Source organism: Periweissella beninensis (genome assembly GCF_016908275.1).
GTDB classification, from domain to species: Bacteria; Bacillota; Bacilli; order Lactobacillales; family Lactobacillaceae; genus Periweissella; species Periweissella beninensis.
Genome location: NZ_JAFBDN010000002.1, coordinates 1 through 23,988, shown reverse-complemented (window position 1 = coordinate 23,988; position 23,988 = coordinate 1). Strand labels below are relative to the sequence as shown.

Genomic DNA, 23,988 nt, shown 5'->3' with positions numbered 1-23,988 from the left:
CAAATATTAGTCAATTAAGCCTTTATACAGCCCCTTAACAAATTCTTCTGGCATAAATGGACGTAAATCACTCGCTTTCTCACCAAGCCCAACCCATTTTACTGGTAAATGCATCTCATCTCGAATTGCTAAGACGATCCCACCCTTAGCAGTTCCATCTAATTTAGTTAATACGATTCCTGTAACATCCGTTGATTCTTTAAATAACTTAGCTTGTTGAATAGCATTTTGGCCAGTCGTTGCATCAAGAACAATCAGGACTTCATGTGGTGCTTGTGGTAATTCTCTGGTAATAATACGCTTCATTTTAGCAAGTTCTTGCATTAAGTTCACGTTGTTTTGTAGTCGACCAGCTGTATCGACAAACAAAATATCATAATTTTCATTTTTAGCTTTTTTAACAGCATCAAAAACAACGGAAGCTGGGTCAACACGGGCTGCTCCTGTAACAATATCAACATGATCACGATTAGCCCATTCTATAAGTTGCTCTGTTGCTCCAGCTCTGAATGTATCAGCAGCAGCCAATAAAACTTTTTTGTCTTGTTGATGATATAGATTAGCTAATTTACCAATCGTTGTTGTTTTACCAACACCGTTAACCCCTACAAATAAGATAATTGTTGGCCCTTCTGGCGCAAAATGCATTGTGTTATCTTCACCATTACCACTACTTTGATAAATCTCAATTAATTTATCAACAATTACTCGTTTTAAATCATTTTTATTTTTAGCCTTTTGTAACTTAGCTTCATTTCTTAATTCATCGGAAATTCGCATTGCAACTTGGTAGCCAACATCAGCTTGAATTAAAGTGTCTTCCAATTCTTCAAAAAAATCTTCATCAACTGTTCTAAATTTAGCAAAAAAAGCATTTAATTTTTCGCCAAACGATTGTCGCGATTTTTCAAGACCTTTTTCATAGTGATCTGTCTCTGTTATGTCCTCAGAAACATCAGTAACTGATATTTCTTTTGTTTCGGGTTTTAATTCATTCTTTGTTTGTCCCTCTACATCTGAATTTTTTGGTACTAAATCAACCTGATCCTTTAATTCATTCGTTTGTTGTATGTTATTTGGTGCTTTTTTTACTATTTCAGCTGTTTCATTGTCTGTAATAGGTGCAGTTTCACCCTGTGGGTATAAAATTTCAACATTTACTTCTGTCTTAGTATCTTTCTTTTTCCGAAAAATATCAAATAAGCCCATTATTTATTACCTCTACTTATATCTACTCTATATTAGTTAATTCAACTGATACCATTTTTGAAATACCCGACTCCTGCATCGTTATTCCATATAATACATCCGCATTAATCATTGTCCCTTTACGATGTGTTATAACAATAAACTGAGTCTTAGCTTGAAAGTTATGCAAATATTGTGCAAAACGGGCAACATTTGCATCATCAAGGGCAGCTTCAGTTTCATCTAAAATGGCAAATGGTACTGGTCGTACGTCTAAGATTGCAAATAGTAATGTAATTGCTGTTAACGCGCGTTCACCACCAGATAAAAGTGACATTTGTTGAAATTTTTTACCTGGTGGCTGTGCCATTATATCAATTCCTGTAGTTAATAAATCGTGTTCATCTGTTAGCCTTAGTTGCGCCTTACCCCCACCAAACATTTGTTCAAAAATTCGTTCAAATGAATTAGCAATCTGTTTGAAAGTAATTTTAAAACGTTCTTTTACGGTACTATCCATCTCTTGCATCGTTGTAAACAAATTATTACGAGCAACTAATAAATCATCTTGCTGTTGTTTTAAAAATTCATAACGCTCTTTGATTTGTATATACTCTCCAATTGCATTTACATTGACTTCACCTAATTCATCAATGCCTAGCTTTAAAAGTTTTAACTTCTGCTGTAACTCTAATTGTGTTAATGTATTATCCTTGAGGTAAATATCAGATGCTTGCAGTTGATATTCATCACTTAACCGCATTGTTCTTTCTTTAATTAAATTAATTAAAGTTTTATCCTTACCTTTTAAAGCAATTAATGCAGCCCGTTTATCTTGATACGTAGCTTCAAACTGCCTTAAATTATTTTCAAGCTGGACAATACTATGTCGAACTTCCTTAAGTATAGCATCTAATCTTACAATTTCACTTTTAGTGCTTGCCTGTTTTTCAACAATTAATGCTAACTTTTTAGTAGCCTGTACTTTGGTTAATGCAATCTCATCAACTGTTTTGGCTAACAGTACTAGCTTTTCTTGCCAATTATTAATTTGATTTATTACTAATTGTTGTTCCTCATTTAGATTAGCAGTTTGCTTGGTTAACTCTTTTTTTTGCATCATCGCACTTGCTAATGCTTCACGCTTATTCTGTAACTGTTCTTCAAGAGCGCCTCGATTTGCATGTAACTGCTGTAATTGCGTTTGTAAGTTATTTACTGCTTCTTGATTTTTAATAATATTTTCTTTAACACTAGTCAATTTTTCGTTTATTTGGAATTGCATTAGTTTTAAATCTTTAATATTTTCACTTTGACTTGCACTTTTTTCAGTTAATGCACTCTCTTGCAATTTTAATTGTTCAAGAAGCCCTTTTTTTGTTGAAATTTTAGCACCTAATTGGCTTTGATATGCTTGTCGCTTAACAAAATTGCTCTGTAATTTTGCTAACTCAATTTGCTGTTCCTTATTTTGGCTTGTTAACCTACTTAATTTTTCTTCACGCTTAGCTGATTCAAATTTCATTGTTTTTAAAGCATCTGCTAGTCTTACTACTTCTGCTTTTTGGGCCAATAACCCTGTTTGTTCATTCCGTTGTCTACCACCAGTAATTGCTCCACCCGAATTAATTACTTGACCGTCCAATGTAACTACTTTTGACCGATAATTTATCACCTGAGCAATTATTAAAGCTGTTTCAATATCAGTAGCAATTAGCGTTGTTCCTAACAAATTATCAATAACTTTTTGATATTCTTGTTGGGTCACGACAAGTTGATTAGCAACCGCAATAAATCCTGGTGTTGTTTGCAATTTTTGTAATTGACTATCACTCAAACTCCGCCCTTGAATAACATTTAAAGGTAATAAGGTTACTCTTCCTAAACGATTATGGGTTAAATATTTAACAATTTTGGTTGCACTAACATCATCTTCTACTAAGATATGTTGTAGTGTAGGCCCTAGACTAGTTTCAATTGCTTTACTATACTTTGAATCAACTTTAATAACCTCTGCAACTGGTCCAATTAAATTTGCAAATTTATCTCGCTTGTTTAATAAATTTTTAACACCTTGAAAAAAGTCACTATAATCATCGTCTAATTGTTTTAGTGCCTCTAAACGTACTTGTGCTTGTTTCATTATAGCTAGTCCATCATACCAACTATTTCTCAACTCATATTCTTGTTGGGTATTATTCTTAATATTGTTTTTTAACACAGCTAATTGTGCTTCGATTTGTGTATTTTCATTGATAACATCCTGTATCTTTAATGATAGCTCTCCCAGCTGCTTTTTATTTAGTATTATTTTGGGTCCTAGGATTGCTAATTGATCGAAAGCATCTTTTGTATCTGTTTGTGAAAAATTGGCTACCTTACTTAATTCTTCTTTTTTAGCCAATAAAGTTGCCTGTTGTTTTATTAATTCAACATATTCACTTTGCCGTTGGGATAAATTTTCGTTTAACATTGTGATACGTGTCGCCGGTGTTTGGCTTGTTAACGTTGCAATTTCATTAGTCAAATTAGCAATACTATCTGTTAAATCATTAATTTTATTTTGATTATCGTCAATTATAATGCGCTTATTTTTCAATTGGTCCTTTGCTTCTTTAAGTTGTTCTTGTAACTGCTGTTGAGTTTCATGTTGGTTTTCATCCCGTTGTGCATTAACGTTCTGTAATCCATGTAATCTTTCAATTTGCTGGCTATATTCAAAATACTGTTGTTGTTGTTGCTCTTTAGTTCTCTGAGTTTGTACTAAAATTTCTTTTTGATTTTTTAAATCAAATTTTACTTTTTCAATTTCAATTTGCTTAGCAGTGCTTTCACTATTTATCCGCTGTAATGTTTGTTGTACGTCTTTTAATTCTTGCTTGGCATTTAAAATATCAGTTGCTACGTAAATCTTATCTAATTGTTCAAACTGTTCTTTTTGTTGCAAATAATCTTTAGCAATAGTTGCTTGTTGTTCGAGTGGTTCAATTCGTTGACTAACTTCCATGAAGATGTCTTGAATACGTTCTAAATTTGCTTGAGTTTGCTTGAGTTCTTTTTCAGCACGTTCTTTATTTTGTTTATACTTGTAAACACCAGCTACTTCTTCAACAATGGCACGCCGGTCACTTGGTTTAGAATTAAAAATTTCTTCTACGCGACCTTGTGAAATAATTGAAAAACTTTCTTTACCCAACCCTGTATCCATAAACAAATCAATAATATCGCGTAAGCGAGCATCTTGACCATTTAATTGATAAAGTGATTCACCCGTACGATACAATTTACGAGTTATTTTAATTTCTGACCAATTAGCTTTTAAGTAATGATCAGTATTATCAAAAACGACTGAAACTTCAGCTCGATTGAGAGGATTTCGCTTATCTGTTCCCCCAAAGATAACATCTTGCATCTTTTCGCCACGAAGCCCCTTTGCTGACTGTTCTCCCATCGCCCAACGAAGCGCTTCAATAATATTAGACTTACCAACACCATTTGGTCCGACAATACCTGTCATTCCTGGCTTAAATTCAATTTTTGTTTTATCAGCAAATGATTTAAATCCACTGATTTCCAAAGATTTGAGCTTCATTAGTTATCCTACTTTTGTGTTAATTTTTGATATGCAACTCGTGCTGCTGCTTTTTCAGCATTTTTAATAGATGTCCCCTCGCCAATTCCTAAAACATTTTCGTTATATTCAACTGCTATTTTAAATACTTGTTTATTATCGGATTGCTTAATTGTTTCACTTAACTTTTGATATTTAATTATTACACTACCTTTTTTTTGCAATAATTCCTGTAGCTTAGTTTTATAATCTACAAATTGATCATAAAAGCCAGTCTCTATTTTGGCAAACATTTGTTGGCTTAAAAAGATCTCTACTTTTGCTTGGCCTTGGTCAAGATACAATGCTCCTATGAATGCTTCCCATACATCTTCAAGTAATGAATCACGATTACGTGCACCACTTATTTCTTCACCATGACCCAGCAAAATATATTCATTAAATTTTAGTTCACGTGCTAAAGCAGCAAACGAACGAGTTTGTACCATTGTAATTCTCAGTTCAGTTAACTGCCCTTCATCCCAATTTGGATAGTGACGATATAAATAATCAGCAGTTGCTAGTTGCATAACCGAATCACCTAAGAACTCAAGTCGTTGATAATCACGTCCTTTAAAGGTAGGATGTTCATTTAAATAATTACCTTGCGTAAATGCTTCTAGTAACAGCTTTGGTTGGCTAAATTCAATTTTAAATCTTTCCTTTAATTCTCTTTGTAATTTTTTTAACAAATATTTTACCTCTTACTTACTAACGTCCTTTTTTATCATCTTACTAACTTTAGCCCACTCTCAATTAGACAATAGTTTCCATAGATAATATAAATTATACCATTTAAAAAATGATAACGGCCTAAAAAATATGGCTTCTGCCTATTTTATTGAATAATGATGCCTACACCTAAAAGCCGTGGTCAATTCAAATGAATCAATCACGACTTTTAGCAATACTTTTTTTAATGATATTTTTAGTCAACTTGTTTTTTTTCAGCAATATAATCAACTGTATTTTGAAGCGTGACTAGCTTTTCAGCATCTTCATCTGGAATTTCAATTTCAAAGTGATCTTCTAAATCTAGAACCAACTCTACAAAATCGATTGAGTCAGCATCAATGTCTTTCAAAAAATTTAGTTCTGGTTTAATATCGCTTGCTTTTAGGTTAAACTGTTCAGTAATTGAACTAGCAATTGTATTATAAATATCTTCTTTTGTCATTTGGTTCCTAACCCCTATTCATTATCATTTGATGTTCTTAATTCATCACTATTTTGCTCAATATATTCTTGAATTGCTGGTATGAGCTCAGCCACTAACATCGTTCTTATTTGCATAAATGTATTTGCTACTTCTTGGGCTTTCGCTGAGCCATGAGTTTTAACAACAGGGGCTTTTACACCTAATAAAACGGCCCCACCAGCTTTAGTATAATCCAATCGATCACGCATTCCGCGTAACGAATCTTTTAATAATAGTGCTCCTAGTTTTCCTTTAATCCCAGCAGATAAGATACTTGTCTTAATTAATTTTAACATGGTTAAAGCAGTTCCTTCAATCGCTTTTAATGCTGTATTGCCATTTGAACCATCTGTAATTACAACATCAGCTGCACCATTAAGTAATTCTCGAGCCTCAACATTTCCTATAAAATTAAGTTTGTTGCTTGCATTTAATAGCTGCCAAGCTTCTTTATGAACAGCATCACCTTTATCTTCCTCTGTTCCTAAGTTCAACAACCCAACACGAGGCGTTTTATATCCCATAACTTTTTCTGCGTAAAAATCACCTAAAAAACCATATTGATACAAGTGTGATGCTTTTGATTCAGCATTTGCTCCCATATCCATCATAACAAAGTTACTATGTTCGCCTTCAACGGTTGGTAATACCGTAGCTAATCCTGGCCTTTCAATTCCTTTAATACGACCAATAATAAAAATCCCAGCTGCTAAAATTGCACCAGTATTGCCTGCTGAAAAAAAAGCATCTGCTTGTCCATTTTTTACTGCCGTCGCGGCGAGCACCATTGATGCATCCTTTTTGCGACGAATTGCTCGTACGGGTTCTTCACCCATTTCAATCATCACGTCAGTATGAATAACGGTAATTCGCTCTGAATTATTTAATATGTCATTAATTTTTTCTTGTACCCCATACAAAATAAATTCAAGATCTTTAAATTTATCACGAGCTTGTTCAACACCCTTAACGATTTCAAGTGGGGCATAATCACCACCCATAGCATCTACTGCGATTTTCATATTTTTCCTCACAATCATTAATCTAAATTTCGATAACGTGCCATTCGTTCTGATAAATATTGTACCAAAGCTTGATTACTTTTAACACTATCCCAATTAGGCGTATCGATTAGTTGAATAGCTTCTTGCTGGGCAATTTCCATCATTTTTAAATCTGCAATTGGATCACCAATTCTAAAATCAGGTATGCCCGATTGCTTATTACCCAAAATATCGCCTTGCCCACGCAATTCTAAATCCTTTTGAGCCAACACAAACCCATTGGTTGTTTCTGTCATGATAGCCATCCGTTGCTTTCCATATTGGCTTTTGGGATCAGCTAATAACAAAGTGTAAGACTGCTTGGCACCACGTCCAACTCTTCCCCGTAATTGATGCAATTGTGCTAACCCAAAACGATCAGCATCTAAAATCAACATAACGGTTGCATTTGGGACATCAACACCCACCTCAATTACCGTTGTTGCTACTAAGACCTGAAACATATTTGCCTTAAATTCTGCCATTACATGCTCTTTTTCACTATTTTTCATGCGCCCATGTAATAAACCAACTTTAATTTTAGGCGCTAAGTATGCGTTTAAATTTTCATAAATTGCCGTTGCGTTTTGTACATCTAAGTTTTCTGATTCTTCAATAAGTGGTGCCACAATATAAGCTTGTGCGCCCTTATTTATTTGCGTCCGCATAAATTCAATGGCTTGCTCAAAATCTTCATTTTTTAACCATTTAGTTTTAATAGGTTGCCGGCCAGCAGGTAATTCATCAATTAATGATACATCCATTTCCCCATATGCCGTTATTGCTAATGTTCTAGGAATTGGCGTCGCTGTCATTGCTAAGATATCAGGATTCATTCCCTTTTCCCGTAATATTGCTCGTTGCTTTACCCCAAAACGATGTTGCTCATCAATAATAGCTAAACCAAGATTATGGAATTCGATATCATTTTGAATTAAAGCATGTGTCCCTATAATGACATCAATTTCACCAGTTAATAAATCTGCTAATATTTGACGTCGTTCTTTTGTTTTAGTTGCACTCGTTAATAATTCAACGCGAATATCATTACTTTTAGCAAAAAAATTACCAAAACTTTTCGCGTGTTGTTGTGCTAAAATTTCTGTTGGCGCCATAATTGCAACTTGCATATTTGCGGTGATTGTAGCATATGCTTCAATTACCGCTACAACTGTTTTCCCAGAGCCAACGTCACCTTGTAAAAGCCGGTTCATATGAATTGGTCGCTTTAAATCATACGCAATTTCATTAACAACTTTCTTTTGTGCTGTTGTTAATTCAAATGGTAGCTTAGCAATAAAATCTTTTACTGCTAAATTATCATAGTTAATTATACGTCCATTTTTTTTAGTTTTTGTTAACTTAATTAATTGTAAATTAACTTGAAAAATAAAAAATTCTTCAAACGCAGCTGTTCTTTTGGCTTTACTAACTGCCATGCTCGATTGTGGAAAATGCATATCATGAATCATTGTTCGCCGATCGACTAGTCGATATTTTGTTTGAATTATTGCTGGAATTAGATTTGTAATTTGATCGCTATATTTCGCAAAGGCTTGCTCAATCAAGTCCTGAATAGTTTTTGCCTTAATCGCTTTAGACGTTGGATAGATACCATTTAAACCATCTACTTGAGTCGTTAATACTTTGATACCAGCTAAACTTGCACGATTAGCATCATATACACCATATACTGCAATTGGATCCTCACGTTTAATTTCTTTTTGTAACCATGGCTGATTAAAAAAAGTTACTTTAATATTTTCATGACCAATTAAGACATTAAAGTTTAAGCGCGTTTTCTTATACCCAAAACGTGTTAGCACTGGTTCAGATGAGACAATGCCGCTAAATGTCACTTTCTCACCATCTTTAGTTGTTGATGGTATTCGAGTTTGCATATCATCATATCTAAAGGGAAAGTATTCTAACAAATCACCAACATTAAAAATTCCTAAATTATTTAATGCGCTTAACCGTTTAGGCCCAACACCATCTAATTCATTAATATTAGTTGTTAATCCGCTATTTTCCATAGTAGCTCCTTTCCAATTTATAACGACTTAGCTAGACAAAAGGGATTATGATATAAGTTAAATTACATCACAATCCCTTTTCATATTAAACTTCATTCAAGTTTGTCCATTACAATGTAGTAACTATAAAACAGCCTACTCAACTGAAATTAAAAATGGATATACGGGCTGACCACCTTGATGAATTTCAATTTCTAAATCAGCATCAATTTCGGAAATAGCATCTGCTAATGTTTGTGCATCAAGTTCATTAGCTGTTTCTCCATATAAAATCGTTACAATTTCAGAATCTTCATTTAACATTTTTTCCAATACTTGAATACTAGCAGCTTGTAGGTCAGCAGCTGCAATTTTTAGCTTACCATCGATAATACCAATGTAATCCCCTTGGTGAATTTCTAAACCATCAATAGTTGTATCCCTAACAGCTGTGGTTACTTGGCCAGAAACCACCAATGATTTGTTTTCTTCCATCGCTGTTACATTAGTAGTTAAATCATTATCTGGATTAAAGGCAAACAGAGCAGTAATTCCTTGTTGAATTGTCTTTGTATGAACAACTGCAACTGGAATTTGCGCAATTTCAGCAGCTTGAGTAGCTGCCATAAAAATATTTCCGTTGTTTGGTAATATTATTGCTTCTTTAGCACCACTTTTTTCTATTGCCGCAACAATATCTGCCGTTGACGGATTATTTGTTTGACCACCATCAATAATGGCCGTTGCTCCTGATGCTAAATATAGTTTAGCAATTCCAGCCCCTGCCGTTACTGCTAAAACCGCAGTTTCTGGTACTTCTTTTGTATCATTGGTTTGCGCATCTTCACTTCTTTGAGCATCTATTACAGCTTGTTGTTGATCACGCATATTATCAACTTTAACTTTAACTAATGAACCATATTCAGTGCCCCAACTAATTACTGCCCCAGGATTTTCAGTATGAACGTGTACCTTAACAATCTCATCATCATTAATTACTAATAATGAATCACCTAATTTTGCTAAATAATCATAAAATTCATCATAGTTAAATTGTTTTGAAAACGTAGTACCCTTACCAATTTGAACCATCACTTCCGTACAATAGCCATATTGAATATCTGTTGGATCTAGTTGTGCTTGTGCTCCTGCATGTAAGTTTTGAACCATTTCTTCAAGCTCAGCATTATCAGGAATATGCATATCACTTTCAGCTATTTTTCCAGATAATGCTTCATAAAAAGCTTGTAAGACAAAAACTAATCCTTGTCCACCTGAATCAACCACCCCGACCTCTTTTAAAACTGGCAATAAATCAGGCGTCGATGCTAACGCTTTTTGCGCAGCTATGACCGTTTTATCCATTACTGCAATTACATCATAGGTCTTATTAGCACTTTTATTAGCTGCACTAGCGGCTTCTCTAATAACTGTTAAAATAGTTCCTTCAGTAGGCTTCATAACCGCCTTATAAGCAGTTTCAGCTCCACCCATCAAGGCATCTGCTAAATCACGTGCTGATAAAGTATCTTTATTCTCAACACTTTTCGCAAAGCCTCTAAAAATTTGTGATAAAATGACCCCTGAATTTCCACGAGCTCCCATTAATAATCCCTTAGCTGTTGCTTGTGCTAACGAACCAATGGATGTATCCAACGAATCACGTTCATATTGAGCACCACTGTTCATTGATAATGACATGTTTGTTCCTGTGTCACCATCTGGTACTGGAAAAACATTTAATTTATTTATTTTTTCGGCATTTTCGGTTAATTTATGTGCGGCTGCATTAACCATTGACCCGAATTCAACATTCGTAATCTTCGTTACAACTTCCAAACTCTTATCCTCCTAGAGGGTAAACGAATATTAGTCAGCTAATACTCGCACTCCTTGTACAATAACATTCACTTCATTTGCGTCAATCCCTAACATTGCATTCAAGTTATACTTAACTTTAGATTGCACACTTTTTGAGACTTCAGAAATTTTTGTACCGTATCCAACAACAATATAGACATCAACAGAAATTCCATTTTCTTCTTGACGTACTACGACACCACGTGTGTAATCCTCACGCTTTAAAATTTGGTTCAACCCATCTCGAAAACCTTTTTTCGAAGCCATTCCCACAACACCATATTGTTCAGTTGCTGATCCTCCAACAACAGTTGCAATCACGGCATTAGTTATATCAATTGTTCCATGTTGCGATTTAATCTTTACAGCCATTAGAAATCCTCCACGTTTAGTTAATTACTATGCTGCTTAATATTTACTTATTTTTTATATAATTCTAGTGGACTTTTTAATTTTACCATAAATTACGATTTTCCACTAATAAGCTCACTATACTATATATCGATATTTGTAAAACAAAAAAGCCACCATATCGGTGACTAAATTGTAACTTGCTTAAACACGTTCAATTGAACCGTTTTTCAAGCCCGCCTTTAGTGTACGTGCAGAAAGATAAACCTTCTTAGGTGCTGCTCCGTTTATACGGACATTAACCTTTTGTAAGTTTGGCTTCCAGCTACGACGACTTGAGTTAAGGGCGTGTGAACGTTGGTTACCAAAGCTAGTGTGCTTGCCAGTAATTGCATCTTTTGCCATTTTGAATAACCCTCCTGTCTATCTATCGATTTTCGAAATTAAAATTTCATTACTCAAACATATTACCAAAACCACGCCAACATTGCAATACAAAAGTGTAAAGTAAAATAACTTTACAGGTAATTTAATAAAAACTATCAGTAATATCAACTTTTACTATCGTAATTTAAGTTACATTACTATATTTTTTGAGTATCTTTTGATTGAATCACTAAAATAATTCCTGTCTCAAACTTAAAGTGATTAGTTGTCCCCACAAACTCATTTGATGACCATGAAAATGGTACATTAGAATGCCAATTTTTTAGGTGATACTTTTCATCAATTAATGTTAAGCCACTAACCGGTGTCAAATTCATAAATCCTAGATATCTTTTATCAGTTTCCTTTTGGATACTGTGTTCCCCAGGTAAATAAAAACTTAATGTATTTCCTCGGTCATAAAATTTTATTTTACCGATTAAAGAAGTAAATTTAGTTTGTGTTAACACCCAAATGTTAGATAAAAAATGATCTAAACGACCACCTGTTGCCCCATACACATGTAATTCCTCAAATGAAAATTTAGCTAGTGCAATTTTTAAAGCTAATTCAAAATCAGTTTCATCTTTTTCAGGTTTAACTTGCCGAATATCTCGTAGTTGTGTCAAAATTTCAGCGTGCTCCATAGTTGAAACGGAGTCAAAATCCCCCACTGCAATTTGGGGATAAATTCCGTGTTTTAATAATCTTAAAGCACCTCGGTCAACACCTAACCAAAGATTATCATGTAGTTTTTCAAAGATTTTATCTGGTAATAATTCGATTGGACCGCCTAGTAAAATATTTAAAGATTTCATATATTAGTCAAAAAGAGGCATATTATCACATCATTTTTGTTTTTAATAAGTACCTCTTTCCTTTCTATTTTATCTTATCCTATTTTGTTGCTTCCTTTAATGCATTGACCTTTGCAACTGGATCAACTTTATCAAATAAATATGAGCCTGCAACAGCAACAGTAGCACCAGCTTCATAAGCTGCTTTAACTGTTTCATTATTAACCCCACCATCAATTTCAATATCAAACTCTAAACCTAGTTCTGATTTTAGTTCAGCTAATTCCTTAATTTTCTCAACTGTTTCGGGTAAAAATTTTTGACCACCAAAACCAGGATTAACTGTCATAACCAATACTTGATCAACCATATGTAAGACTGGTTTAATTAATTCGACGGCAGTCCCTGGGTTAATAACCACTTCGGCTTTCACACCGGCATTTTTAATCATTTGTAACGCACGATGAATATGTGGGGTGGCCTCATAGTGTACCCCTATAATATCAGAACCTGCATTTGCAAATTCTTCAATAAAACGTTCTGGATTTTGAACCATCAAATGAACATCTAAAACCATATCAGTGATCTTTTTAAAACCTTTTACCCAACCAGCACCATAAGCAATATCTGGGACAAATTGACCATCCATAACATCAATATGTAAATATTCCGCACCAGCATTAGATACAATTTCCACATCTTTTTGTAAATTCATATAATCTGCCGCTAAGACAGATGGGGCAACTTTAATAGCCATTAGTAAATCTCCTTATTTTTTTACTTTTTTGATTTTCCGATAATCTGGTTTCTGATTAATAATCAAATTATAGAAATCACAATAATTATTATACCGCGTTTTCATAAATTCGCCGCTATCAACTTTGGCTTTAACCACACAACCTGGTTCATTAATATGCACACATCCTCTAAAACGACATGCCTCACTGGCTTGCCAAAATTCTGGAAAAAACTGTGTTAACTCTTGCGCCGGCATATTAAAAACCTCATATGATGAAAAACCTGGTGTGTCAGCTACAAGCCCACCATTAATCTCATGTAGTCCAACCATTCGTGTTGTATGTTTACCACGATTAAGTGCCTGTGAAATTTCACCAGTCGCTAACGCTAATTCTGGTAGAATATGATTTAATAGTGTACTTTTACCCGCACCAGTTTGTCCCATAAAAACTGATAAATTACCAGTAAACTCAGAACTTAATGCAGTCAAACTCTCAACCGAAAAAGCTTCTTTTGGGATAAAAGTGGGATAACCAATAGCTCGATAGCCACTCGCAATTGCTTCTAACTTTAAAAACTGCTCGGCCGAAAGTAAATCAGTTTTAGTAAAATATATAATCGGTTTTATTCGCATTTCTTCCACTGCAACTAGCTGACGATCCAATAAATTATCCGAAAAATCAGGTTCAACTGCCGCGGTTACCATAATCGCCAAATCAATATTAGCTACTGGTGGCCGTACTAAACTATTAGTCCGTTTATGAACTGCCAAAATATATCCTTCATCTTGATTATCATCTTGAAAATCAACAATATCACCAACTAGCGGTGATATTCCCTTTTTTCTGAAATTTCCTCTAGCACGAGTCCGATATATTTTTCCGTCATCGGTAACAACATCATAAAAGCCGGCTAAAAGTTGTCGAATTTGTCCTGTTTTCAAATACTATTCTCCTTACTATAATTATCTAGTTGCCTATATTCTAACTGATATTTTAATAGATAGCCACAAAAGTCTGCTAGCTGCTAATGAAATACCTTAAATTATTAATTAACAAAAACTATATTATCAAGCGTTTAAAATTAATAGTTAGCTCATGATTTCAACGTTATAAAGCCTTTGTCTATATATATCGACTAATAAAACATTTGATGACTCATTTAAAATGAATATTTTTAAGTTGTATGAAAACGAATAAGGCTTCTTATGAAAACTGAAGCTTTCTATCAAAAAGAAACCGATAATTATGAAACGCTAGTTTCACAAATATCGGTTTGGATTGATGATTATAACTTTTCAAAAATTAAAACAAAGTTGGGCTATAAATGATTGAATACCGATTTTTTACAACCCAGAACACTAGTGAAAATTTCAGCCAATATTTTGGGGGCCACTTCAAACTAAGCATACTTCCTTAACTTTTTTAGTCTAAGAGCGCCTTCACAGTTTCATTTACTACTTTACCGTCAGCTTTACCTTTAACCTTTGGCATCAAAGCTCCCATCACTTTACCAAAATCACTTTTATCAGTTGCCCCAACTTCATTAATTGTCGTTGCCACAACTGCTTTGATTTCTTCATTACTCATTTGTTTAGGCATGTATTTACTTACTACTTCAATTTCACCGCTAAGTTGTTGCACTAAATCATCACGATTTGCTGCTTTAAATTCAGCCAATGAATCTTTTCTTTGCTTCATTTCTCGTGAAATAACTGTTAATTCTTCCGCTTCATCCAAATCATGGCCCACTTTAATTTGTTCATTTTGAATAGCTGATTTAAGCATCCGCACTGTTGTGAGCGTAGCTTTATCCCGAGCCTTCATAGCTGTTTTCATATCTTCAGTAAGTTGTGTCAGAGTAGTCATTTTATTCACCTCTTAGTTTAATTGATAATCTCAGTTTAGCTTAAACATTATTACTACGCAAGCCTCTTTAAAAGGACAACCATTAACCAAATATCGTAAATGGTGTATTACTTTATTCGAGGATTAATCGGCTTATTTTAAGGTTACAATGGTTGCCCCATCACCACCAGCATTCGCATTAGCATAATTATACGTTTTTACACGCGGGTGTGAGCGTAATAATTCTTGAACCCCTTTCCGCAATGCACCGGTCCCTTTTCCGTGAATTATTTCAATTGTGCCCAAGTTACTAAGTACCGCACTATCAATATACCGATCAACTTCTGCCATTGCTGTTTCATACCGTTTTCCACGTAAATCAAGAGATGCACTAATTCTTTGTCGTGAATTTGCTTTAACTGTCGTTCGTTGCCTTGATGTTATTTTATTTTTAGTAGTTTTAGGTAAATTTTGCTTCTCTAAATCACTAACTTCAACAACCATCTTCAAAAGCCCCATTTGAACCTCCCAAGCATCATCCCCATGTTTACGTAGTAAAACACCTTGTTGTCCATACGACTTTACCAAAACATCATCATTTTCTTTAAACTCATGTTTACGTTTTTCTCGCGCTAAAACTCGATTTTTTTTAATCCTAGTATCTTGCTCTAAACTATTAATTGCCCCCTTAGCATCTATTAACTCATGCTCCTTAATTATTTGATGTTCAGCATTTATTTGCTTTTTTCGTAAATCAGTAATAATTTTATCAGCTTTTTTTCGGGTCTCCGCCACAATATGATTAGCTTCTTTTTTAGCTTCACCTAATGTATGCTCTTTAGTTTTTTCAAATTTAACCAGCTTATCTTCTAGTTGCGATTGTTCTTGAGTAACCTTAGCCAATCTTTGCTTCAAATCTACTGCGTAATCAGTTGCCATTTTTCGTTGATAAACCAAATCTTTAATCATTTCATTTAGGTCTTGTGAATCTTGCTTAGTTAAAGCTTGAGCTTCATTAATAATGGCGGTACTCATTCCCAATCTTTTTGAAATTTCAAACGCATTTGATTGGCCAGGGATTCCCATCATAAAACGATAGGTTGGTTGTAATGAATCAACATCAAACTCCATTGATGCATTAATTGTTTTAGCACGATTAAAGCCATATGCTTTTAATTCAGGATAGTGTGTGGTTGCTACCACATAACTCCCCTTAGCACCAATGGCATCTAAAATTGCAACTGCTAGTGCTGCTCCTTCTTGTGGATCAGTTCCTGCTCCCAATTCATCAACGATTACCAATGAGCTTTCATCCGTTTTTTTAATAATATCAATAATATTAACCATATGTGAGCTAAATGTTGACAATGACTGTTCTATTGATTGTTCATCACCAATGTCTGCATATATTTCATCAAAAACCCCCACAACCGAATATTCATCAGCTGGAATAAACAATCCAGATTGTGCCATAATTTGAATTAAAGCTAATGTTTTAATCGTAATTGTTTTACCACCTGTGTTAGGTCCAGTAATAATAATTGCTTGATAATCTTCACCAATCACGATATCATTTGCTACCACCTTTTTAGCATCAATCAAAGGATGTCGTGCTTGCCGCAAATTAACATAATTTTTATCACTAATCTCTGGTCGGCTAGCTTTTAGTTGATATGCTAGCCTTGCTTTTGCATTAATAAAATCTAATCTTCCTAAAATATTGGCATTGTTTAAAATTGCTGCTGCTTCTGGCCGTAATAAATTAGATAGCTCTAATAAAATACGTTGCTCTTCATGCAATTGTGCTACCTGTGCTTGACGTAATCGGTTATTCATATCAACAACAGCCTGTGGCTCGATATACAACGTCTGCCCTGTTTGTGATTGGTCATGAACTACACCACCAAATTTATTCCGATATTCAGCCTTAACGGGAATAACGTAACGTTCATTTCGCATTGTAATAAGTGTTTCTGTTAAAAAATCTGCTGTCTTTCCCCGTGTATATGCTTGCATTTTCTCACGAATTGTTTGCTCAGTTAGCCTAATCTTTTGCCTAATTTGTTTTAGCTCCGATGATGCTTCATCCGTAATACGTCCATCGGTTTCGATAGCGATTGCTATTTTTTGCGTTAATTTTGGCATTGTTACAATTTTAGCAACCAGCTCTGGTAATCGTTCTAACTGTAATTCTTTACTATCAGCTAATTCTTCAAAAAAATTAACTATACTTGCAGCTGCCTGTAAAATCTTACTAACTTGTGCTAACTCAGTGCCACTCAATGCTGCTTGCATTTCCAATCTTTTCATATGTGGTGTGATATCTACCAATTGTGGTAGAATAATGCCACCTTTCACACGATAAATTTCTACCGCATCATTAGTATCTGCTAACTGTTTGGCCATTAAATGCCTATCACTAGTTGGTTGTAACCGCTCCATTTCCTTTTGACCAGCAATTGAAGTCAAAAAAGGTTGCAACATGTGTTTTACTTTACTGTATTCAAGCGTTTCTAAAACCTTATTATTCATTTTTTCTCCTTAGTGTTCCACTAAAAACTTTGCTTTAACCACCATTGATAAATTTTATTTGAAATTATTGGTGTTTTATCTAAAAGTGTTTCAATTATCGGTGCTTGTAAAAACTGTTGATGTAGCCACTCAATATTTAATACCGAAAGAAACTGTAAAATGAAAAACAAAATTATATACGTAAATGCTAAGTTTATCATCCCACCCAAAATCGCATTAAACGTGCTTACAACAGGAATTTTCTTAATAAATTTTAAACCACCTAGTAGCGTGTGAATAACATAACCACCAATGGCATAAATTATGATAAATGCTAAGCCAGAACCCAAAAATTGACTACCACGATTCAATAGTACACTAGGTACATTGGGCCGATATGTCGTACTAGTAGATGTAATAAAATTCGTAATAATTGTGCCTAATGGATGTGCTAATAACATCGCAATCACTGCTAAAAAAGCATATCCTATTAAACGTGCTAACGTATTTAATAAGCCTTGCCGATAACCATTAATAAAAGCCCATACTAATATTAATATCAAAATTGTTTCTAATATCATTTAAACTCCTTATTATTCATTATCCTTAGGTCGAGTCATTTCATCAAGCATCGTATCTAACTCAACTTGCTTTTTTAATTGATCTGAAATTGCATTAAATGCCAATAATAAAGCTTGATCTTGTTTTGAAAGTTTAGGTGCTAATTTTTCAATTTGATTTAACTGTTCATTTAAAATTTTTACCACTGCTTCCATATGTGCAACACTACTTTTACCAACAATGGTAAATTCTCGATCACCTAATTTAGCACGATATCGTCTTTTTTCTTCTGTCATTCTATTGACACCCTTCTTAATCTCGTAGAGCTATTTATTGGCTCTGTCTATATTACATTATAACTAACATTTACTAGTAACCCATACTATTTATTTGTTAAAATAAGAACTACATAATTACCTTAATAAATTTTTCAGGAAAGTAGATATATATGGCAATTGTTATAACACCCTCAATGGATACATTAAAACAAATATTAGCAACTTATCCTAACAATATGACGCTCCCAGCTGGGGCCATATTACGTAGCAAATCTTTTGATGTAATTGTAACTGTTTACAAAAAATCAGGTAAGGTTATGTTTCAGGGAAAAAATGAACTGATAGAGGCCACGCGTTGGGATATGACAATTCAAGATTCACATCATTTAAATACCACTTCTTCTAATAAAAAAGCAATTGTAGCTAATCGTTTACCTAATAACCTATCCCAAATGTCTATTATTGGTTCTGATGAAGTAGGTACTGGGGCCTATTTTGGTCCCTTAACAGTTGCTTCCGCGTATGTTGAGACCCAAAATATTCAATGGTTAACCCAAATGGGTGTGATGGATTCAAAAAAGCTCACTGATCATCAGATAATGACCTTAGTTCCCAAAATAATTGAAAAAATTCCATACCATGTGGTTAATATTTTACCAAAAAAATATAATGAACTTAACAAAAATTATAATGCTAATGCGATTAAAGCCTTAGGCCATAATTTTGCACTAATTAAGCTTTTAGATAAAATCAAACCAATTCAACCTGAGTTGATTTTAATCGATCAATTTACGCGACCACAAACTTATTGGCGTTACTTAAGGCAACAGAAATTAATTATCAACGAAAATGTACACTTTATAGTTCGTGGTGAACAAGCTCATATTGCAGTTGCAACCGCTTCACTAATTGCGCGCTACATCGAGTTGAAAACACTCCATGACTTGAGTTTAGAAGTAAATATTAAGTTACCAATTGGTGCTGGTTCTAACGTAGATCAAGTGGCTGCTCGTTTACTCCAGCAAAACATTGACCTAACAAATTATGCTAAACTTCATTTTGCTAACACTAAAAAAGCGGAAAAATTAGACAATCACTACTAATTTTTCCGCTTTTTTAGTGTTACTTATTTAAAAACTATCGTACTACTAATACTGTAACTGGGGAATATTTTGCCACATACCCAGCTTGACTACCCATTAATTTACCAAGGCCAGTCTTAGCTGCCGCACCGACAACAACCATATCTGGTTGAACTTTTGGAATCACATCTTTGACAATTGTTTCACCGGGTTCTCCTTGAGCTAATACAATATGCACTTCCTTCACACCAGCATCTTGTGCTTGTTTTTGATAATCTTGTAGTCTTTTTTCTAACGTAGCTCGTTTTTCTTGCAACATCGTTTTATCAAGTGCTTGAAAAACATTTAATGAGTCTGATTCTAACACTGTCACTATATGCAATAAAGAGTCATCCTCTAATGCATGGCTAACCGCATTTAAAAATGCTAATTGGGCATCAGCTGAATCATCAACACCCACCAATATATTTTTATGTTTTGGTAACTTGTATGCAAATGTCATTAATTTTTACCTCTTTTAATTATTAAAATAGTGCAATAAATTGTTTTACAATATTAACAACTAACTGAACATTTAATACTGTTAAAAATATAGCTGATAGCCACGCAATAATACTAATCCATTTAGGATTTTTGTGTTCCCCCATTAATTTTTCAGAATCCGTAAACCAAATTAATGGAATCATCGTAAATGGTAATGCAATCGATAAAAATACTTGTGAATACACTAATAATTGATCCAAAGCACCCTCAGTACTCCCCCAAACCAACGCCGCAATCATTACTGGCACAACTGCGATTAACCGTGTAATCAATCGACGTGCCCACATTGGAATCTTTAAATGAATAAATCCTTCCATAATAATTTGCCCAGTTAATGTGCCTGTAATCGTCGAATTTTGGCCTGAAGCCAATAAAGCAACAGCAAATAATGTTGATAAAACTGGCGATGCAATACCTTTAGCGATATTATTATCACTAAGTGCACGATATAAATCACCAAATGCTTGTAGCTGATCGCCATACCCAAAAAAGAGAGCAGCTCCTAAAATTAACAATAAAGCATTAATAAATGTTGCTCCAATCAACTGGATATTAGAATCCCATGTTGTAAATTTTAATGCATTCTTTATTTCAACAGGATCATCATGATTAATGTCACGTGTTTGTGAAATTGAGGAATGTAAATATAAATTATGTGGCATAACGGTTGCACCAATAATACCTAAAGCCAATGTTAACTGATCATGCTTTAATATTGAAGCATGCGGTACTAAACCACTGACAATTCCTGAAAAACTTGGCTTTGAAAGAATTACTAAATACATAAAAATACCTAAGATAGATAAAATTAATGTAATAACGATTGCTTCAATTTTTCTAAAACCTAGTTTTGTAAGTAATAACAACAAAAATACATCAAGGATAGTTAACATCACACCTACAGTTAATGGAATGCCAAATAATAATTGCAACGCAATAGCACCACCAATTACTTCAGCAATATCTGTTGCCATAATTGCTAATTCTGTCATAATCCATAAAACGAAACCAATCGGTTTATTGGTATGATCTCTAATCGCCTGCGCCAAATCCATACGCGTAACAATTCCTAGTTTGGCGGCCATATATTGCATAATCATTGCAATAATACCTGAAATCACCACAACTGAAAGTAGTAGGTAACGATACTGGGCACCTCCAACAATTGAGGTAATCCAATTACCCGGATCCATATACCCAACAGCCACTAGGGCTCCTGGTCCGCTAAAAGCCCACAAGGTACGCCAAAAGCCAGCATTTTGTGGTACTTCAACAGTCCCGTTTACCTCTTCCAAACTAGCTCCTTCAATATTTGCCCTGTTATGCTGTTTTTTTACTTCTTCTGCCATTATTTTCTCCCTGGTAAAAGACTAATAATCTTAACCTTTAGCTAATTTTTATAAATTTGATTACAAAATTAATCTTAAAAAATATTCTCTAATCACAATTAGAACATATTCATTATACAGAGAATTAAGCATAAAGCCAACCTTCACGTTTTAGCAGTTGGTTGATATTAAAATAATTGGCCAATACCATAGTGAATTGCAATTGTAATCAAACCAATAATAATATTTCTAATAATTGCTTTTTTGACCAATCCTTTTCCTAATTTAGCACTTAAATAACCAGTTAACCCTACTGCAAATGCGGTCACAATAATCGTTCCCACAAACTTTAAATTAGTAGGTAAAAATGTCATTGCTAATAACGGAAAAATACCACCCAAACCAGCTGAAAATAATGAAGCAAAAGCTGCCTCCCAAGGATTCATATATTCATCTAACTCAATATCATATTTCACATTTACTAAAATTTTTAGCGGATTCTTTACCATTAATTCTTGCGCTATTGCTAATGCTGTCTGTTGTGTAACTCCTTTATCTACATAATAGTTTTGAACTAATACTAATTGTTGTTGATAGTTATTTTTTAAATCACGTCGTGCATTTTCAACAGCAGCTTTCTCAGTATCACTTTGTGAGCTCACTGACGCGTACTCTCCAGATGCCATTGAAAAAGCACATGCAAATAAATCTGCTAAACCAGCTATCAAAATTGTAAATTGATTATTAGTAGCTGCGGCAACACTAAAAAGCACCCCAACTACGGTTAAAATTCCATCATTTGAACCGAGGACCCCAGCTCGAATCGCATTTAGTTCCTGTTCCATATTTTTCTTCTTTTTAACTTGCATCGTTCAATCAGCTCCTTATCTTGCAAATAATGTACCAATAAAATAAGTTACTATCATTGTTAATAAACCTGAAATAACATTTCTTAGAATACCTTTTTTAATACTAGCATCCCCTAATTTAGCAGCACTGTATCCAGTAATAATCAAGGCAATTGTTACTGCTATTATCGTCGCGCGAATCTTAAAATTCTCTGGTACCAAAGTAATTGCTAATAACGGTAAAATTGATCCTAGTGGAAACGAAATCATCGATGACACTGCAGCGGCATACGGGCTAGTATACTCACCTAATTCAAATCCATAACGTTCTCTAACTAGTACTTTTAATGGATTATCCGCTAACATTTCACTCGCCGCTTTATTAGCTAAGTTTGCTGAAATACCCTGTTCACTAAACTGCTTAATAATATAATCAAATTCTTGTTGGTAATCTTTTTCTAATGCATTTTGTTCATTAGCAATAGCTGCTTCTTGTGCATCCTTTTGCGCATTAACTGAAACATATTCCCCCATTGCCATTGATACCGTACCAGCTATCATACCAGCAATTCCTGCAATAAATATCGCAAAATTATTCGTAGTTGCTCCAGCAACACCAATAACAATTGCCGCAACTGATAATATCCCATCATTTGCACCCATTACACTAGCTCGTAGAATATTTATTTTTTGAGCTAACGTCATTTTTTTAGTTATTTCTACTGTTTCTTTCACCTTTCTTCCTCCCTGAGTTATAATAGCAACAGTACCCTTAATCTCTTATTTAGAATTATTCTAAATAGCCTATTTTTAGTGTATCATTTTTTTAACAAACTGCAAGGAACAATTTATCTTTTAGGAGGTTTTAATGACGGTAACAAATTCGACAATTGAGGATGCCCTAGATTATTTGAGAACAATTGGGCTTCGTATTACACCACAACGTAAACTTATCCTCCAATACTTAATTTTAAAACGAAACCATCCGACTGCAGAAATTATTTTTAACGATATTAAGCAACAAGATAGTACAATTAGCTTAGCTACTGTTTACAATACATTAGAATTATTAGTTAAAAATAACTTAGTGATTGAAATCGCAGCACCAGATGAAAAACAGCACTTTGATTACTTTGCTCACCCACATTATCATGTTATTTGTACAAACTGCGGTAAAATTGAGGATGTCTTTGATTACTCTTTTACCACAGTTGAGGATGATGCTCATCAAAAGACTGGTTATAAAATTAGTCATAGTTTAATGGAAATTTATGGCTTATGTCCAGATTGCCAAATTCTTCTAAATATAAAGAAAAATTAGCGTGATTAATCGGGAAACTTACTTTTAGACAGATTATTGCATAGCATTTTGAGATAAACATTCTCAGTGTAACTTGTTTAGGCAATAATTACTCTAAAGATGAGGCCTTTACCTGATTCATAAGAAAGGTTTATGCCATAACTACCTCTTAAATAAAAATTCCAGATGAAAATGAATCTCATTTCCATCTGGAATTTTTTATTTTAAGCTGTTCCAATTTTGTTAGCGTAGCTGGCACAAGATTTTGTTAGCTCTACACTTTTTGGTACTGATAGACATGACGTCGTCATGTTAATCGGTATCTTTTTTTCTTGCATTTTTTAAAAAAAAGTGTAAAAAAAGAGATACCCCACCACCACCAAGCAGAAAGGAAATCTCCATGGATAATTATCTCAAAATATCACTCGCATTAAAAGACCCAAATTTAAAAATCGATAATACTT

The 23,988-nt window shown here is 34.0% G+C and carries 22 protein-coding genes and 1 pseudogene; 3 read left to right on the top strand and 20 right to left on the bottom strand.

The features are described 5' to 3' along the window. Positions 1-6: 6 nt before the first annotated feature. The 12 genes from ftsY to rsgA all read right to left on the bottom strand — a co-directional run bounded on the left by ftsY (position 7) and on the right by rsgA (position 14,169). Complete coding sequence (gene ftsY / locus JOC59_RS00875; protein ID WP_205142912.1) at positions 7-1,209, bottom strand: signal recognition particle-docking protein FtsY; 1,203 nt, start codon at positions 1,207-1,209, stop codon at positions 7-9. A gap of 22 nt (positions 1,210-1,231) precedes the next feature. After that, a complete protein-coding gene (gene smc / locus JOC59_RS00870; RefSeq protein ID WP_205142911.1) occupies positions 1,232-4,780 on the bottom strand; it encodes a chromosome segregation protein SMC in 3,549 nt (1,182 codons plus the stop codon). A gap of 8 nt (positions 4,781-4,788) precedes the next feature. After that, a complete protein-coding gene (gene rnc, locus JOC59_RS00865; RefSeq protein WP_205142910.1) occupies positions 4,789-5,490 on the bottom strand; it encodes a ribonuclease III in 702 nt (233 codons plus the stop codon). A 236-nt stretch (positions 5,491-5,726) separates the two neighbouring features. After that, positions 5,727-5,975: an acyl carrier protein gene (acpP, locus tag JOC59_RS00860; RefSeq protein ID WP_205142909.1), complete on the bottom strand. Its 249-nt coding sequence runs from the start codon at positions 5,973-5,975 to the stop codon at positions 5,727-5,729. Positions 5,976-5,989: 14 nt separating this feature from the next. Then, a complete protein-coding gene (plsX, locus tag JOC59_RS00855; protein ID WP_205142908.1) occupies positions 5,990-7,018 on the bottom strand; it encodes a phosphate acyltransferase PlsX in 1,029 nt (342 codons plus the stop codon). A gap of 17 nt (positions 7,019-7,035) precedes the next feature. Further along, positions 7,036-9,075: an ATP-dependent DNA helicase RecG gene (gene recG / locus JOC59_RS00850; RefSeq protein ID WP_205142907.1), complete on the bottom strand. Its 2,040-nt coding sequence runs from the start codon at positions 9,073-9,075 to the stop codon at positions 7,036-7,038. Between the two features lie 135 nt (positions 9,076-9,210). Beyond that, entirely contained in the window at positions 9,211-10,893 is a 1,683-nt protein-coding gene (locus JOC59_RS00845) for a DAK2 domain-containing protein (protein WP_205142906.1), read from the bottom strand. A 30-nt stretch (positions 10,894-10,923) separates the two neighbouring features. Beyond that, positions 10,924-11,286 (bottom strand): Asp23/Gls24 family envelope stress response protein, encoded by a 363-nt coding sequence (locus JOC59_RS00840; RefSeq protein ID WP_205142905.1) that lies wholly within the window; start codon positions 11,284-11,286, stop codon positions 10,924-10,926. A 183-nt stretch (positions 11,287-11,469) separates the two neighbouring features. Further along, positions 11,470-11,670: a 50S ribosomal protein L28 gene (gene rpmB / locus JOC59_RS00835; protein ID WP_205142904.1), complete on the bottom strand. Its 201-nt coding sequence runs from the start codon at positions 11,668-11,670 to the stop codon at positions 11,470-11,472. Positions 11,671-11,849: 179 nt separating this feature from the next. Continuing rightward, entirely contained in the window at positions 11,850-12,509 is a 660-nt protein-coding gene (locus tag JOC59_RS00830) for a thiamine diphosphokinase (RefSeq protein ID WP_205142903.1), read from the bottom strand. Between the two features lie 79 nt (positions 12,510-12,588). Next, the gene (rpe, locus tag JOC59_RS00825) at positions 12,589-13,245 is read right to left on the bottom strand and encodes a ribulose-phosphate 3-epimerase (RefSeq protein ID WP_205142902.1); all 657 of its coding nucleotides are present in this window, start codon (positions 13,243-13,245) and stop codon (positions 12,589-12,591) included. Between the two features lie 12 nt (positions 13,246-13,257). After that, positions 13,258-14,169: a ribosome small subunit-dependent GTPase A gene (gene rsgA / locus JOC59_RS00820; protein WP_205142901.1), complete on the bottom strand. Its 912-nt coding sequence runs from the start codon at positions 14,167-14,169 to the stop codon at positions 13,258-13,260. Positions 14,170-14,430: 261 nt separating this feature from the next. Between rsgA and JOC59_RS00815 the strand changes: the two are divergent. After that, positions 14,431-14,645 (top strand): annotated as a pseudogene (locus JOC59_RS00815) (hypothetical protein); the annotation flags it as partial. A 5-nt stretch (positions 14,646-14,650) separates the two neighbouring features. On the opposite strand, the gene JOC59_RS00810 reads toward JOC59_RS00815, so the two are convergent. From JOC59_RS00810 to JOC59_RS00795, 4 genes are all read right to left on the bottom strand, one after another. Beyond that, positions 14,651-15,094, bottom strand: coding sequence for a GatB/YqeY domain-containing protein (locus JOC59_RS00810; protein ID WP_205142900.1), 444 nt, complete (start codon positions 15,092-15,094; stop codon positions 14,651-14,653). A 132-nt stretch (positions 15,095-15,226) separates the two neighbouring features. After that, the gene (locus tag JOC59_RS00805) at positions 15,227-17,605 is read right to left on the bottom strand and encodes an endonuclease MutS2 (protein ID WP_205142899.1); all 2,379 of its coding nucleotides are present in this window, start codon (positions 17,603-17,605) and stop codon (positions 15,227-15,229) included. Between the two features lie 20 nt (positions 17,606-17,625). Beyond that, positions 17,626-18,165, bottom strand: coding sequence for a CvpA family protein (locus JOC59_RS00800; protein WP_205142898.1), 540 nt, complete (start codon positions 18,163-18,165; stop codon positions 17,626-17,628). A gap of 12 nt (positions 18,166-18,177) precedes the next feature. Next, positions 18,178-18,441: a cell division protein ZapA gene (locus tag JOC59_RS00795; protein ID WP_205142897.1), complete on the bottom strand. Its 264-nt coding sequence runs from the start codon at positions 18,439-18,441 to the stop codon at positions 18,178-18,180. A gap of 152 nt (positions 18,442-18,593) precedes the next feature. Here JOC59_RS00795 and rnhC point away from each other — a divergent pair, with 152 nt between their 5' ends. Further along, positions 18,594-19,526 carry a ribonuclease HIII gene (rnhC, locus tag JOC59_RS00790; protein ID WP_205142896.1) on the top strand — a complete coding sequence of 311 codons (933 nt, stop codon included), beginning with the start codon at positions 18,594-18,596 and terminating at the stop codon, positions 19,524-19,526. A gap of 34 nt (positions 19,527-19,560) precedes the next feature. On the opposite strand, the gene JOC59_RS00785 is transcribed toward rnhC, so the two are convergent. The 4 genes from JOC59_RS00785 to JOC59_RS00770 all read right to left on the bottom strand — a co-directional run bounded on the left by JOC59_RS00785 (position 19,561) and on the right by JOC59_RS00770 (position 22,929). Further along, positions 19,561-20,007, bottom strand: coding sequence for a universal stress protein (locus JOC59_RS00785; protein ID WP_205142895.1), 447 nt, complete (start codon positions 20,005-20,007; stop codon positions 19,561-19,563). 22 nt (positions 20,008-20,029) lie between these two features. Next, entirely contained in the window at positions 20,030-21,397 is a 1,368-nt protein-coding gene (locus JOC59_RS00780; RefSeq protein ID WP_205142894.1) for an Nramp family divalent metal transporter, read from the bottom strand. A gap of 167 nt (positions 21,398-21,564) precedes the next feature. Further along, on the bottom strand, positions 21,565-22,245 hold the full coding sequence (locus JOC59_RS00775; RefSeq protein ID WP_205142893.1) for a VIT1/CCC1 transporter family protein: 681 nt from the start codon (positions 22,243-22,245) through the stop codon (positions 21,565-21,567). A gap of 15 nt (positions 22,246-22,260) precedes the next feature. After that, positions 22,261-22,929, bottom strand: a complete 669-nt coding sequence (locus JOC59_RS00770) for a VIT1/CCC1 transporter family protein (protein ID WP_205143040.1) — start codon at positions 22,927-22,929, stop codon at positions 22,261-22,263. 163 nt (positions 22,930-23,092) lie between these two features. Here JOC59_RS00770 and JOC59_RS00765 point away from each other — a divergent pair, with 163 nt between their 5' ends. Continuing rightward, complete coding sequence (locus JOC59_RS00765; RefSeq protein ID WP_205142892.1) at positions 23,093-23,545, top strand: Fur family transcriptional regulator; 453 nt, start codon at positions 23,093-23,095, stop codon at positions 23,543-23,545. The last annotated feature ends 443 nt before the right edge of the window (positions 23,546-23,988 follow it).

Coding starts and splice junctions, on each gene's coding strand:
- plsX (WP_205142908.1), bottom strand. CDS start 7,018: ATGAAAATCGCAGTAGATGCTATGGGTGGTGATTATGCCCCACTTGAA.
- JOC59_RS00830 (WP_205142903.1), bottom strand. CDS start 12,509: ATGAAATCTTTAAATATTTTACTAGGCGGTCCAATCGAATTATTACCA.
- JOC59_RS00800 (WP_205142898.1), bottom strand. CDS start 18,165: ATGATATTAGAAACAATTTTGATATTAATATTAGTATGGGCTTTTATT.
- rpe (WP_205142902.1), bottom strand. CDS start 13,245: ATGGCTATTAAAGTTGCCCCATCTGTCTTAGCGGCAGATTATATGAAT.
- acpP (WP_205142909.1), bottom strand. CDS start 5,975: ATGACAAAAGAAGATATTTATAATACAATTGCTAGTTCAATTACTGAA.
- smc (WP_205142911.1), bottom strand. CDS start 4,780: ATGAAGCTCAAATCTTTGGAAATCAGTGGATTTAAATCATTTGCTGAT.
- rpmB (WP_205142904.1), bottom strand. CDS start 11,670: ATGGCAAAAGATGCAATTACTGGCAAGCACACTAGCTTTGGTAACCAA.
- JOC59_RS00780 (WP_205142894.1), bottom strand. CDS start 21,397: ATGGCAGAAGAAGTAAAAAAACAGCATAACAGGGCAAATATTGAAGGA.
- JOC59_RS00795 (WP_205142897.1), bottom strand. CDS start 18,441: ATGACAGAAGAAAAAAGACGATATCGTGCTAAATTAGGTGATCGAGAA.
- JOC59_RS00765 (WP_205142892.1), top strand. CDS start 23,093: ATGACGGTAACAAATTCGACAATTGAGGATGCCCTAGATTATTTGAGA.
- JOC59_RS00840 (WP_205142905.1), bottom strand. CDS start 11,286: ATGGCTGTAAAGATTAAATCGCAACATGGAACAATTGATATAACTAAT.
- JOC59_RS00805 (WP_205142899.1), bottom strand. CDS start 17,605: ATGAATAATAAGGTTTTAGAAACGCTTGAATACAGTAAAGTAAAACAC.
- rnhC (WP_205142896.1), top strand. CDS start 18,594: ATGGCAATTGTTATAACACCCTCAATGGATACATTAAAACAAATATTA.
- recG (WP_205142907.1), bottom strand. CDS start 9,075: ATGGAAAATAGCGGATTAACAACTAATATTAATGAATTAGATGGTGTT.
- JOC59_RS00770 (WP_205143040.1), bottom strand. CDS start 22,929: ATGACGTTAGCTCAAAAAATAAATATTCTACGAGCTAGTGTAATGGGT.
- ftsY (WP_205142912.1), bottom strand. CDS start 1,209: ATGGGCTTATTTGATATTTTTCGGAAAAAGAAAGATACTAAGACAGAA.
- JOC59_RS00810 (WP_205142900.1), bottom strand. CDS start 15,094: ATGACTACTCTGACACAACTTACTGAAGATATGAAAACAGCTATGAAG.
- JOC59_RS00775 (WP_205142893.1), bottom strand. CDS start 22,245: ATGCAAGTTAAAAAGAAGAAAAATATGGAACAGGAACTAAATGCGATT.
- JOC59_RS00785 (WP_205142895.1), bottom strand. CDS start 20,007: ATGACATTTGCATACAAGTTACCAAAACATAAAAATATATTGGTGGGT.